Here is a 12,983-nt window from a genome sequence, read left to right as displayed (position 1 = left end):
GCTGTGTAGTTGGTCAGCACGCCCGCTCATTTTGCCGTAAAATGGCGATCACTTCGACCCTTGTCTGTGCTTTATTTACGGATAAAATGTAGGAAAATAACACTAAGCGCGTATAACAATAGCCTAGCTATACGCTCGATACGGGAAAGTGATCATCAGGTAGACTTCTTAAAGTGCGCAATCGCTTGTAGATGCGTAGAAAGGTTTTTAAATTTATGGGTTTGCGCCTCATCCCAACGCACAGGATAGAAAGGTGAAAGCAGATGATAGCTACGTTGACTGTCTAGCACGTCGTCTTCACGTGATAGGATAACCAACGCCCGCTGCTGGTTGCGCTGACGAAAATCAGTGACACATTTAGTTGCAATATCTTCGTACTCTTCAGGACGGTCGATTTTGCCCGGCATATTTTCCTGAGGGTGCAAGTTAGGGTTGATCAGAACCTGCTTTATCCCGCACAAAAATCCAATTCGCTCTGACCAATACCCGCCTAGCCCAACACCACATATCAATGGGTTAGGATCCTGGCTGGCTTCGATCTGCGTTTGCACCTGTTTAAGTAAGTGCTGCATATCATGTTTGGGGTGCAGGGTGCTGTAATTAATGGTGCGAACATCGTCGTCAACAAATTGAAGTTGAAGCACTTTTTCGTGGTTGCCTGGACTGGTGGCATCAAAGCCATGCAGATAGATGATCATAAGCGGTCCTTGCTGATTGCGCTAAGAATGTAATGGCCTTTATCAATAGCATAGCTGCTTACACGCAAAAATGAGCAAGATCACCCTAGCGAGGATCAGGGTATTTTTATCCAGCCATGCCTTGCAAACGCGACGCCCATTGCTCAAGTTCTTCTCTCAAATGCGTGCGTTGATCATCATCCAAGCTTTTATCGAACCTGAGTAACCAGTCAAGGCGCCGAGAGCGATAGATCGCCATGTCTGTCTGCGTATCACTACCACCGCGCCAGGCGACGAGGTCATCCACCCATTGACGCAGTTGACTGTCCAAGTCATCGCGTTGGCGTGTCTCAATCAGGTTAAATAGCCGCGCTTGCAACTGCTCACGTACCGTAATGAAGGTCGGCATCGCGCGTTGCTGGTAGTCCGCCATCTCAGCGTAGAATGGCGCTTGGCTGTCTGTGGTGTGTCCGACCCAACCCTCAGTGCGCTCTTCAAGCTCTTCTTGTTGCTCGGCTAGCCGTTCTTGCGGTGATTGCTGGTCACGGCGCGCTTGTGCCTCAGCAATTTCGTCTTTTAAAAATTGGGTCAATCGCTCAGCCTGACGATCATCCAGGCTTTGCAATAAACGCGTCGTCGCCGGGATCAGTGCATTGAGCGTGGCTTGTATCCGAGTTTTAAACCCAGCTTGATGATCGCGCAACTGGTCCCATGTTTGCCGTTCCGTACTTTGCGCGGCGATCAAGGTGAGCCGATCCGCTAACCGAGGCAACTCTTCCACGCGATGCCATTGCTGAACTGCATCGAGGTCCGCTTTTACTTGGCGCGATTGGGTGGCGGTCAGGTCGACAATATCGTCCAGGTAATAGTGAATCCAAAACGGCAACGTATTGTACGCAAGCTCCGTGGTACATCCCGCAAGCACCAACAGACAGCCCACAAGCCAGCCTGTTCGACACCGCCGTTTGCAATCCTTGACCATATTGTCTCCTTATCCTTATTCGCCTAGGCGTCAGCTACGAGGGATTTATCCGAATGTAGCGGGCGGTCTACTCTGAAAGCTGTTGATACAGCAGCTCCGCTGCTTGATTGTACGCAGGTAACCCATACAGATTCGCCCCCACCTCATACCAACATAGTGCTAAATAGTCGCTAAACGGCAACCAAGCGATGACGCGTGCGAGGATAACATTCACCGATTTTAGTTGCCGCAGAGCGCAATAACGCGCCACCACAGTGTGTGGTAACCAGCCATTAGCACGACAAAAGAGCGCGATGTCAAGATAAGGATCACCGGCGCGGGCATACTCCCAATCAAGCACACACGGGTTACCATCCGGCTCGATCACCACATTGTAAGCGCCCAAGTCCATGTGGCACACCGCCGATGGCTCATACGTTGGGAGCGGGCTGTGTGCGAGCACCTTATGTTTGAGCCGGTGTAAACGCGCTACCACACCATCAGGCAGTTGCTTTTCATAATGAGCGCATTGTGCCTCGACGGACGCGGTTTCCAGATCCGTCGGCAGTTGGTGAATACGGGATAAAAGTGGAATAAGGATCGATGCCTGATCGGTTTTTAGATTACAAAGCGGTTCGCCATCCACCCAAGGCACCAATAATCCTTCGCCGTTGTGGACAATCGGCTGACGCGCCAGCCCATGCTCAGCGGCCAAAGATTGCGCCTGAGCTTCACGCGCACGGTCAATGGCAAAAGCATTCGCCGCTCGACCATAGGGACGCCAAACACTGCGCCCCCCCTGTGAGTCGGTGAGTCGTAAACAGCGATTTGTCAGGCCCGCTGCCAACGGCTCGACACCGGTAACCTCGGTAGGGACACCATAATAGCGCGTCAGTGCGGTAGATAAGGTCTGCGCCAGAGCAGGAGACCATTCAACGGCTGACAAAGCGTTCTACATCCTGCCAAGCGATCACTCCTGACTGTAAGTCCATTAACTGCAAACTCAGCTGATAAGGGGCCTGACCAGTGATTTTACCGCTCAGTTGATACTGCGCACCCAGCATGCGGCCATATTGCATAATGGTCGCGGGATCCACCAGCACCTGATTCGCTGCCAACCCTAACGAGGCGCGGACCGCCTGTACTCTCGCTTCAGGAACAGGCGTTATCCGACCGGATTCGATTAAGCCCGCTTGCAACTGCGTTGAATACCTTGGGGTAGGAAAATAATCGCCACTGCTATTTTGGATCGGTTGGACCAAGGTCACCGGCGATACCTTTAAAGGCTCACTCGCCAATAAGGCTTCCACCGCAGCACGCATGGCGCGATCAATGCCGTTATGCACCTGCGAATCTGATAAACGTGCTGCGCGGTTGGTTTCTGACGGCGGGTTAACCGGCTGGTAGCGAGGCGCACACCCTGCGAGTAACAGCACGAGCGCGCCCACCATTAGTTGAGGCAAGCGCAACTTGCCCCATTTTTTCGTCCATCGGCGTGACCACTCAAGGTTCGCGGTTTTCATGGTTTCATTCATATTTAATGTGTTAACCCACCACCATGGGCCCAAGCGCTCGCCCACCCACTAAATGCATGTGGATATGATAGACCTCTTGGCCACCATGTTGATTACAGTTCATGATCAAACGATAGCCGTTTTCGGCAACCCCTTCGTCCGCTGCAATTTTCTTGGCCACGGTAATCATACGCCCGAGCGCGAGCTCATCATCTGGCTCCACATCATTGGTCGTTGGGATCAATTTGTTGGGTACAATAAGCACATGAACCGGCGCGCGCGGATTAATATCACGGAAGGCAGTAACAAGTTCATCCTGATAGACAACATCCGCGGGGATTTCTTTGCGAATGATTTTGCTGAAAATAGTTTCTTCCGCCATGGTCGATTCCCTTTTATGATTGTGTGTCGGCCAAGTATGCGGCAGCCCCCAATGAAGGGCAATATGCTAACGGTACGAATGTGCAACAATTCGGTCAATGCGCGGTGAAATATCCGTCAATCCCCGGTAAAAACAGGGGCTGAATCAAGTAATCGATTGCGTTACCATAGCACCGATGCATTGACATGTAAGGATCACACCATGACCACCCTGCTTTTCAAAAACGCTTCTGTCGTCAACGAGGGACACGTTGTTGAGACCGATGTACTGATCGAAAATGGCCGCATTAGCCAGATTGCTCGCGACATCAGTGCCCCTGCGGCCGCCGATTGTCGCGTGATTGATGCAACCGGTAAACACCTATTACCCGGAATGATTGATGACCAAGTTCACTTTCGTGAACCTGGCTTCCCGAAAAAAGGCACCATTGCCACTGAATCGAAAGCCGCGGTTGCCGGCGGCATCACCACCTACATGGAAATGCCCAACGTTAACCCGCCGACCACTACGCGAGAGGCACTGGAAGAAAAGTATCAACGCGCATCACAATCCAGTCATGCCAATTACGCCTTTTATCTTGGCGCTACTAACGACAATATCGATGAGATCCGTCGTCTTGATCCCAACGCTGCGTGTGGCGTGAAGGTATTTATGGGCGCGTCAACCGGGAACATGTTGGTCAACGATCCTGAAACACTGAACGCGATTTTTGCCGACTGCCCAACGCTGATCGCAACCCATTGCGAAGACACGCCAATGATCAATGAACTGGAAGGCATATATCGGGAAAAATATGGCGACGACGTCCCCATTGATGCGCACGCCCATATTCGTTCCAAAGAAGCGTGCTTAAAATCGTCGCAACTGGCGGTTAACTTAGCCAAAAAACACGGGACACGCTTGCATGTATTGCATCTGACGACCGAAGACGAGCTGTACCAGTTTGAGCCTGCTAAAACCCTAGAAGCCTTGCAGCAAAAGCAAATCACTGCCGAAGCCTGTGTTCATCACCTGTTTTTTAATCGCGACGACTACGACAGCAAAGGGACACTGATCAAATGTAATCCTGCGATCAAAGAGGCGCACCACCAGCAAGCGCTCATTCAAGCGGTGAAAGACGGGGTTATCGATGTAATTGCCACCGATCATGCGCCGCACACCTTTGAAGAGAAGCAAAATACCTACTTCAGCGCCCCAGCCGGTCTGCCCTTAGTGCAACATGCCTTGCAAGTGGCGTTAGAATTTTATCATCGCGGGATTTTTGATTTGCCGTTGGTGGTACAAAAAGTGGCTCATGCGCCGGCTGTTCGCTATCAGGTGAAAGAGCGCGGTTTCGTTCGTGAAGGCTACTGGGCCGACTTAGTACTGGTGGATCTGAACCAAACTCAGACAGTCAGCCAAGAAAATCTCTTTTATCAGTGCCAGTGGTCACCGTTTGACGGCCACACCTTTGGGTCAAGCATTGAGATGACTCTCGTTAATGGCGAAGTCGCGTTTGAGCACGGTCAGCACAGTGAGAATCGTTACTCCACGCGTCTAGCGTTCGACCGCAGCTAAACGACGTAACCCTTAATCGATACGCGCGCGACACCAAAACGAATCCGTCGCGCGCTTTTCTTTTTGCCTGCTCGGTCAAACTCTCACATCACAAACCTTGCTTATAATAACGATTTGCTTTTATATCCGAATCGTTTATTGTGTTGTTGATATATGGATATTCACGCTGCTTGGTTTCAACACCGGATGATGTTGAAAAGCTGTGTTCGCAAGGAGAGGTAACCTTAAGCGTCTTTCGGTTATCGCGACACTCGTATCCTACCTCTTCCACTGGCGTAAGCCGTTCAAAGGCACCAGCTGGCTGATATCCGCATCAGGGCGTACATTGCAAAGCCATCGCAAGCAATGATGACCCCACATGAATGACTCACGTTTGCTCGGTAATCCAGCAGGCGTAACCCAAATCATCGAGCCATCGCCGCAGTCCATATTATGCACGTTATTGTCGTGCAGAAGGCACCGGCAAGCTCGGGACGTCGAATAATCAACCAGTGAGGTGATGATGTCTTCATCTGCTTCTAAGCCACTGCTCAGTGTCAAAAACTTGAGCGTGTCATTTACTACCAACGACGGTATGGTCGATGCCGTTAAAAACGTAAGCTTTGACATCATGCCCGGTGAAACCGTGGCTGTCGTTGGCGAATCAGGATCGGGTAAATCGGTCTCTAGCAGTGCCGTGATGGGCCTGCTGCCCAATAACGCTGTGGTAATACCTGAATCGCAAGTAAGCTTTAACGATACCAATGTTCTGACCTTGTCGACCAAGCAAATTCAGAAAATGCGCGGTGATCGTGTCGCGATGATTTTCCAAGAGCCAATGACTTCACTGAACCCGTATATGCGCGTTGGCGAGCAGTTAACCGAAGCCATTCAGTGTCACCACCGCACCACGTCAGACAAGGCCAAGCAGCGGATTATCGATCTCCTTAATTTAGTCCACCTTCCTAACCCCACTAGCGCATTGCAAAAATACCCGCATGAGTTTTCAGGCGGCCAATTGCAACGCATCATGATTGCTATGGCCCTAGTGAATGAGCCTGACTTGCTGATCGCCGATGAGCCAACAACGGCCCTGGATGTAACGGTACAAGCCGAAGTATTGAACTTGATTGGCGAACTGCAGCAAAAGATGGGCATGGCGATCATGTTTATCTCCCATGACTTGGCCGTGGTGAAACACTTAGCCGACCGCGTTGTGGTGATGTGTAAAGGTGAAGTGGTTGAAACCAACGACACCAAAGCCTTGTTCGATAATCCGCAAGAAGATTACACCAAAATGCTGATTGACGCGGTACCGCGTGGTCGCAAAGCGGCTGTCAACGAGGATTCAGAAAACTTGCTAACCGTGGATAATGTCACCATCAAGTATTTCCTTGGTGCTGACTTCTTTGGCGGCAACAAACGCTATTTTGAAGCGGTGAGCGACATTAGCTTATCGCTACGCCGTGGCGAGACCTTAGGTATCGTGGGCGAGTCTGGATCGGGTAAATCGACCCTGGGCCGCGCAATTATGCGCTTGTTGCCCGTTGCCGAAGGCCGAGTCTGTTTTCGAGGTCACGATATCCACGAAATAAAAAACAGTGAGAATAAAGCGCTATGCCGCGATATGCAGATGGTGTTCCAAGACCCATTTGGCTCACTGTCACCCCGCATGACGGTCGGTGAAATTGTGGCTGAGGGCTTGCGCACTCACTTTCCAGAGCTCGACAAAAAAGAGCGTCTCGATCGGGTAAAAGATGCCCTTTATGAAGTACGTCTCGATAGTTCCGCGATTAACCGTTATCCGCACGAGTTCTCAGGCGGTCAGCGTCAGCGAATTGCGATTGCACGCGCCTTGATCTTGAATCCTGCGTTTATCTTACTCGACGAACCAACCTCTGCATTGGACCGTTCAGTGCAGTTGACCGTGATTGATTTGTTGAAAGACATTCAACAGCGTCACAATATTGGCTATCTGTTTATCAGCCATGACTTGAGTGTGGTTCGTGCGCTATCAGACCGCGTCATGGTCATGCAAAACGGCAAAGTCATGGAGGCGGGCACACCAGAAGAAATCTTCCATCACCCGCAACACGAATACACGCGTAACCTGATTGCCGCGTCGTTCGATCTGGAAGAAGAGGAAGTGGCTTAGCCCACGCAGTGATGTCCAAACGGGCAACATCGATCGGTAGACAAAAAATGCGCCAAATTGGCGCATTTTTTATGACGTCTATCCGCTTAGGCTCCGCCCGACTCAACGTCTTCTCATTAACGCAAACTGGCGTTAAGCCGAACAGGTCCAATTGACGGATTAATCATCCATTTCAGCTATCTTCACCTTCCAGGTATCCGGGCCAATCTGGTGCGCGTTTTGCCCTTGCGCATCAACCGCTACGGTCACGGGCATGTCTTCCACTTCAAATTCGTAAATGGCCTCCATACCGAGATCTTCAAACGCGACCACGCGCGCTTTTTTGATCGCTTTTGATACCAAGTACGCGGCACCGCCGACCGCCATGAGGTACACCGCTTTGTGGTTTTTAATCGATTCCACCGCCGCAGGACCGCGCTCAGCCTTACCGATCATGCCGGTGAGTCCGGTTTCTGCCAGCATCATATCGGTAAATTTGTCCATGCGCGTTGAGGTGGTTGGGCCTGCTGGACCGACTACCTCATCCCCCACCGCATCGACAGGGCCAACGTAATAAATAAAGCGGCCGTTAAAGTCGACGCCCTCGGGAAGGCCTTCGCCATTGCGCAGCATTTCTTGTAAGCGTTTATGTGCGGCGTCGCGTCCGGTCAAGATCTTACCTGATAACAACACAGTTTCGCCGGTTTTCCAGCTCTGCACGTCTTCTTTGGTCACGGTATCTAAGTTAACACGGCGGACGTTATCCCCCACTTCCCAGGTGACCTGTGGCCAGTCGTCCAGTTTTGGTGGTGCCAATTCGGCTGGGCCTGAGCCATCAAGCGTAAAGTGAACATGGCGTGTGGCGGCACAGTTCGGGATCAAGCATACCGGCTTAGAAGCGGCATGGGTGGGCGCGGTTTTTACTTTCACATCCACTACCGTGGTCAGGCCGCCCAAGCCTTGGGCACCGATACCCAGCTTGTTCACCCGATCAAAAATATCTAACCGCAGTGCTTCATCCGCATTGCTTGGACCACGGTCGATAAGCGCTTGAATATCAATGTGCTCCATGAGCGATTCTTTGGCCAATACGGCGGCTTTCTCGGCCGTGCCACCAATTCCAATACCTAACATACCCGGTGGGCACCAACCCGCGCCCATGGTCGGCAATGTTTTCTCAACCCACTCAGCCACATCGTCAGATGGATTCAACATCACCATCTTAGTTTTGTTTTCCGAACCACCGCCTTTGGCTGCAATTTGAATGTCCACCGCGTCGCCCGGCACCATATCGATGTGCACCACCGCAGGGCTATTATCGCGGGTGTTTTGGCGTTTACCGGCCGGATCGGCAACCACGGAGGCACGTAGCGGATTGTCAGGGTTAGTGTAGGCACGTCGTACCCCTTCATCGACCATTTCTTGCACCGTCATATCATGACGATCCCACTGCACCGCCATGCCCACTTTGACAAAACAGGTGACAATACCTGTATCTTGGCAAATAGGACGCTTACCTTCCGCCGACATGCGGGAGTTAATCAGAATTTGCGCAATGGCGTCTTTTGCCGCCTGGCTTTGTTCCTTGTTGTACGCTTTTTCAAGGGCTTGTACAAAATCAAGGGGATGGTAGTAAGAGATATATTGCAGGGCATCTGCAACACTTTCGATCACGTCTTGCTGTTTAATTGTGGTCATCATTGCCTCTGGTGTCATTTGCAGGACCCAAAGCGGGTATCCAGTGTGGGGGAGCTTTCCCCTCGTTATTATCGGTTGGCGATCAATTTTCGAATAGCGCTCGATTGCCAGTTGACGCTAGATGTAAATCGCATGTAGCCAAGTTGCCTCATCGAATTATAGAAGGTGATAATGGCAACAACGTTGCTTGGTTATTTGTGTTGGCCCATGCCGGAAAAGGCCTAGCTATGATACGCTTAGCGCTATTCGCGCGCCACACAGCGCTTCAACCGTGATCACAAAAAGAACAATGCAGCGACAAAATGCCATGACACTGACAACGACGCCCATCGATTATACGCCGGATCTTGCGGTGACCCTCTTTGATCGGATTGCCCACCAGCCCTGGGCGATGCTGCTCCACTCGGCCACGCGAACCCACCCAGACAGTCGTTTCGATATCTTGGTCGCCGATCCGGTTGCCACCATTACTGCGCGTTATAACCAGGTGACAACCTATTACGCAGATGGCACAACCACCACCCACACGCAAGACCCTTTTCACTGGGTGGCCGATCTTCAGGCCAAGCTTTTACCCACCGCGGATCCGATAGCACCTTGGCCATTTATTGGTGGCGCCTTGGGGTACTTTGGCTATGATCTCGGTCGATGGGTGGAAGTGCTACCGGCATTGGCGAAAGACGAGCTCGAGGTGCCGGATATGGCGGTCGGGCTCTATGACTGGGCGGTGGTGATCGATCATCATCAGCGCCAAGCGGTGGTGATTGCACCCAATAGCCAACAACGATGGCAGTGGCTAACCGAGCAACACGCGCCAACCTCGCCGGTACCCTTTTCTCTCACCGGGCCTTGGCAGGCCAACATGACCGCGCAACAATACGGCCAAAAGTTCGACACCGTCCAAGCGTATTTACACGCGGGCGATTGCTATCAAATCAATCTTGCTCAACGCTTTTCCGCGCCCTATCAGGGCGACGAGTGGCACGCGTATCGCAAATTGGCCGCGAACAACGGCGCGCCGTTTTCGGGCTTTATTCGCCTGCAAGACAGCGCCCTGTTGTCGGTCTCGCCTGAGCGCTTTTTATCGGTGCACGACAAACAGATAGAAACCAAACCCATTAAAGGCACACGCCCGCGCGATCCCGATCCACAAAAAGACGCACAACGCGCCCAAGCATTGAAGTCGGCTGAAAAAGATCGCGCCGAAAATTTGATGATTGTAGACTTATTACGCAATGATATTGGTCGCATTGCCTCGCCAGGTTCCGTATCTGTGCCTAAACTCTTTGATATAGAAAGTTTTCCTGCTGTCCACCACATGGTCAGTACAGTGACTGGACGCTTACCCGACGACAAGACAGCACTCGATTTGCTGCGCGCCGCGTTTCCTGGCGGGTCAATTACCGGGGCACCAAAGGTGCGGGCAATGGAAATCATTGAAGAACTCGAGCCCCATCGTCGTCATGTTTATTGTGGCAGCTTTGCCTATATCAGCCGCTGTGGACGAATGGATACCAGCATTACCATTCGTACGTTGGTTGGTCATCAAGGACAGCTTCATGTTTGGGCAGGTGGCGGGTTGGTTGCTGACAGCCAAGCCGACGCCGAATATCAGGAGACGCTCGATAAAGTGAGCCGAATTTTACCCGTACTGGCAGAAGATGAGGCATTGGGCACACCTATTCAGGATTAAGGAGAGTGGATGCAGTTACTCACCGCTGACAAGGCGTATTTCTCACCCCTAAATGTCTCCCCCCTGGGCAATACAATACAGACAGTGCCTGGGTTTTGGCCGCGCTACGAAGGAGAGTGTTTCCTCGCTGATCACGGTGCGGCCACGCGACTATCACCGACCGACGTGGTCCGTGCATTTTCACTCACCCCTTTAGCGCGCCACGACAGCCGTATTCTCAATCGCGTGCGGCTATCTCCGCGCATTCTCGGTGGGGCGGATTTTCAACCCGCCGCAGTATTGATCGGGCTGGTGCCTAGGCCGTCAGGCATTCATTTGGTGTTAACCCAACGCGCCAGTCACCTAAAACATCACCCGGGACAAGTGAGCTTTCCGGGCGGAAAACGCGAGTCTATCGATCACGATAATATTGCCACCGCCACCCGTGAAATGTGGGAAGAAACCGGTATTCGCGTCACACGCGACGCTGTCATTGGCCACTTGTGTCCCTTGCCCACGGTGACGGGCTATTATATTCATCCGGTGCTTGCCTGGGTGGATCCCGATTATCAGCCTTGTCTGGATCCCAATGAAGTGGCCGCCTGCTTTGAAGTGCCCTTAGATACCTTGTGTTATCCCGGCCACATCCGAGAACAATCGTTTTTAATCGACGGACAATGGCACCCTGTGAGTGCGTTTTATCATCACGATCATCTTGTTTGGGGAGCCACTGCCCAGCTGTTACGCGCGTTGATCAGTCAACTCACGCTGTTTCACTTTCCGGTCAATCGCACCATAAACCCTACCAATACTATGGAATTTGGCGCAATTTGATGCATATTTATCCAATACAAAACCGTACACACCTGCCTACTTAATCGCACTAAAGCGCTTCTATTATTGATAGTTGTCACATTTTGGTGCAATAGTCCGGGCGCGCCTTTTCATATCGCGATCTAGCGCTTGGTTTTCTGCGTGGAAATCGCCAGAATTCGCCTTCCCTGATTCCTGTTCCCTACAATGTGAGTAGTATTGTTATGCAAACAACCTCGACGACTGGTACCCGCGCAACCACGCGCCCGCGCTGGACCAAACAAGACACAACCTGGGCGCTTTCCCTTTTTGGCACCGCTGTTGGAGCCGGCATCCTCTTTCTTCCCATCAATGCGGGGATGAGCGGTTTTTGGCCATTGGTTGTGATGACCTTATTAGTTGGCCCGATGACCTTTTTTGCTCACCGTGGTTTGTCTCGTTTTGTGCTCTCGTCCAAAAACGCAGGCAGCGATATCACAGAAGTGGTTGAAGAGCACTTTGGCGTCGGCGCGGGTAAAATCATCACCCTGTTGTACTTTTTCGCGATTTACCCGATTGTTCTGATCTACGGTGTCGGCATCACCAACACCGTTGATTCCTTCTTGGTTAACCAGCTTGGTATGGCATCACCACCGCGGGCAATTTTGTCACTGGCCCTGATTTTGGGAATGATGGCTATCATGCTTCTGGGCGAGAAAATGATGTTGCGTGTCACCCAGTTCTTGGTTTATCCGCTGGTTGCCATCTTAGTATTTATGTCGCTCTATCTTATCCCAGAGTGGAACACCGCCGCCCTGTCGCAAGTGCCCTCAGCTGGCGATTTTGCCATCACTCTTTGGATCTCGATTCCGGTGCTGGTATTTGCGTTTAACCACAGCCCAGCGATTTCATCTTTCTCATTGGCACAACGTCGCGATCATGGTGATGATGCAGAACAAAAGTCTGGCCAAATTCTAATGCGCGCAGCAGCGATGCTGGTTGGCTTTGTGATGTTGTTTGTATTCTCTTGCGTCCTGTCGCTGACACCAGCGGACCTGGAAGCGGCCAAAGCAGAGAACATTGCGATTTTGTCTTACCTTGCCAACAAGCATGAGAGCCCATTTATTTCCTTCTTGGGCCCATTGGTTGCCTTTGTCGCGATTGTGTCTTCATTCTTCGGCCATTATTTGGGCGCACGTGAAGGTCTAAATGGCTTAGTCGTGAAAACGCTGCGTGGTGCAGGTAAACCGATCAACCGCAAGAAAATTGACGTGTTTACCGTGGTCTTCATGATCCTCACCATTTGGTTGGTGGCGACCCTAAACCCAAGTATTTTGGGGATGATTGAATCACTTGGCGGCCCTATCATTGCCACCATCCTGTTTATTATGCCAATGTATGCTGTGAAAAACGTGCCAGCAATGCAGAAGTATTCAGGTACAATCAGTAACGCCTTTGTTCTTATCATGGGCTTGGTCGCGATTTCAGCGATTATGTACGGCATGCTTTTTTAATTAATCATGACCGTTAATCAGCGCGCGCAGCAGGTGCTATAGGACTGCTGTTACTGGGGCATTAATCCCAGCCGCATTCATCGATGTTTGCGGGATAACCAGG

At 51.5% G+C, this 12,983-nt stretch carries 11 protein-coding genes; 5 read left to right on the top strand and 6 right to left on the bottom strand.

From position 1 onward, the window contains the following. Positions 1–155: 155 nt before the first annotated feature. From ycfP to hinT, 5 genes are all read right to left on the bottom strand, one after another. Complete coding sequence (gene ycfP, locus BZG75_RS11165; protein ID WP_077577006.1) at positions 156–698, bottom strand: alpha/beta hydrolase YcfP; 543 nt, start codon at positions 696–698, stop codon at positions 156–158. A 106-nt stretch (positions 699–804) separates the two neighbouring features. Continuing rightward, on the bottom strand, positions 805–1,659 hold the full coding sequence (locus BZG75_RS11160; RefSeq protein WP_077577004.1) for a DUF6279 family lipoprotein: 855 nt from the start codon (positions 1,657–1,659) through the stop codon (positions 805–807). A gap of 67 nt (positions 1,660–1,726) precedes the next feature. Beyond that, positions 1,727–2,584 carry a phosphotransferase gene (locus BZG75_RS11155; RefSeq protein ID WP_077577002.1) on the bottom strand — a complete coding sequence of 286 codons (858 nt, stop codon included), beginning with the start codon at positions 2,582–2,584 and terminating at the stop codon, positions 1,727–1,729. Then, positions 2,571–3,161, bottom strand: coding sequence for a hypothetical protein (locus BZG75_RS11150; RefSeq protein ID WP_158009984.1), 591 nt, complete (start codon positions 3,159–3,161; stop codon positions 2,571–2,573). Before BZG75_RS11150 ends, BZG75_RS11155 begins: the two co-directional genes overlap by 14 nt. A gap of 22 nt (positions 3,162–3,183) precedes the next feature. Next, a complete protein-coding gene (gene hinT, locus BZG75_RS11145; RefSeq protein ID WP_077460639.1) occupies positions 3,184–3,534 on the bottom strand; it encodes a purine nucleoside phosphoramidase in 351 nt (116 codons plus the stop codon). A gap of 201 nt (positions 3,535–3,735) precedes the next feature. Here hinT and BZG75_RS11140 point away from each other — a divergent pair, with 201 nt between their 5' ends. Together BZG75_RS11140 and BZG75_RS11135 are read left to right on the top strand one after the other, a co-directional pair. After that, positions 3,736–5,091, top strand: a complete 1,356-nt coding sequence (locus BZG75_RS11140; protein ID WP_077577000.1) for a dihydroorotase — start codon at positions 3,736–3,738, stop codon at positions 5,089–5,091. 502 nt (positions 5,092–5,593) lie between these two features. Next, on the top strand, positions 5,594–7,225 hold the full coding sequence (locus BZG75_RS11135; RefSeq protein WP_077576998.1) for an ABC transporter ATP-binding protein: 1,632 nt from the start codon (positions 5,594–5,596) through the stop codon (positions 7,223–7,225). A gap of 159 nt (positions 7,226–7,384) precedes the next feature. On the opposite strand, the gene BZG75_RS11130 is transcribed toward BZG75_RS11135, so the two are convergent. Beyond that, complete coding sequence (locus BZG75_RS11130) at positions 7,385–8,902, bottom strand: fumarate hydratase (protein WP_025744813.1); 1,518 nt, start codon at positions 8,900–8,902, stop codon at positions 7,385–7,387. Between the two features lie 307 nt (positions 8,903–9,209). On the opposite strand from BZG75_RS11130, the gene pabB reads away from it, so the two are divergent. The 3 genes from pabB (at position 9,210) to BZG75_RS11115 (ending at position 12,880) form a co-directional block, all read left to right on the top strand. Beyond that, a complete protein-coding gene (gene pabB, locus BZG75_RS11125) occupies positions 9,210–10,595 on the top strand; it encodes an aminodeoxychorismate synthase component 1 (protein ID WP_077577023.1) in 1,386 nt (461 codons plus the stop codon). Positions 10,596–10,604: 9 nt separating this feature from the next. Beyond that, positions 10,605–11,408: an NUDIX hydrolase gene (locus BZG75_RS11120; RefSeq protein WP_077460641.1), complete on the top strand. Its 804-nt coding sequence runs from the start codon at positions 10,605–10,607 to the stop codon at positions 11,406–11,408. A 203-nt stretch (positions 11,409–11,611) separates the two neighbouring features. Continuing rightward, positions 11,612–12,880: a serine/threonine transporter gene (locus BZG75_RS11115; RefSeq protein ID WP_021022832.1), complete on the top strand. Its 1,269-nt coding sequence runs from the start codon at positions 11,612–11,614 to the stop codon at positions 12,878–12,880. The last annotated feature ends 103 nt before the right edge of the window (positions 12,881–12,983 follow it).

The organism is Salinivibrio sp. AR640, from assembly GCF_001995405.1.
In the GTDB taxonomy this organism is placed as follows: Bacteria; Pseudomonadota; Gammaproteobacteria; order Enterobacterales; family Vibrionaceae; genus Salinivibrio; species Salinivibrio costicola.
This window is presented reverse-complemented; position numbering and strand designations above follow the sequence as displayed.

Coding starts and splice junctions, on each gene's coding strand:
- ycfP (WP_077577006.1), bottom strand. CDS start 698: ATGATCATCTATCTGCATGGCTTTGATGCCACCAGTCCAGGCAACCAC.
- BZG75_RS11160 (WP_077577004.1), bottom strand. CDS start 1,659: ATGGTCAAGGATTGCAAACGGCGGTGTCGAACAGGCTGGCTTGTGGGC.
- BZG75_RS11150 (WP_158009984.1), bottom strand. CDS start 3,161: ATGAAAACCGCGAACCTTGAGTGGTCACGCCGATGGACGAAAAAATGG.
- BZG75_RS11120 (WP_077460641.1), top strand. CDS start 10,605: ATGCAGTTACTCACCGCTGACAAGGCGTATTTCTCACCCCTAAATGTC.
- hinT (WP_077460639.1), bottom strand. CDS start 3,534: ATGGCGGAAGAAACTATTTTCAGCAAAATCATTCGCAAAGAAATCCCC.
- pabB (WP_077577023.1), top strand. CDS start 9,210: ATGACACTGACAACGACGCCCATCGATTATACGCCGGATCTTGCGGTG.
- BZG75_RS11130 (WP_025744813.1), bottom strand. CDS start 8,902: ATGACCACAATTAAACAGCAAGACGTGATCGAAAGTGTTGCAGATGCC.
- BZG75_RS11140 (WP_077577000.1), top strand. CDS start 3,736: ATGACCACCCTGCTTTTCAAAAACGCTTCTGTCGTCAACGAGGGACAC.
- BZG75_RS11135 (WP_077576998.1), top strand. CDS start 5,594: ATGTCTTCATCTGCTTCTAAGCCACTGCTCAGTGTCAAAAACTTGAGC.
- BZG75_RS11115 (WP_021022832.1), top strand. CDS start 11,612: ATGCAAACAACCTCGACGACTGGTACCCGCGCAACCACGCGCCCGCGC.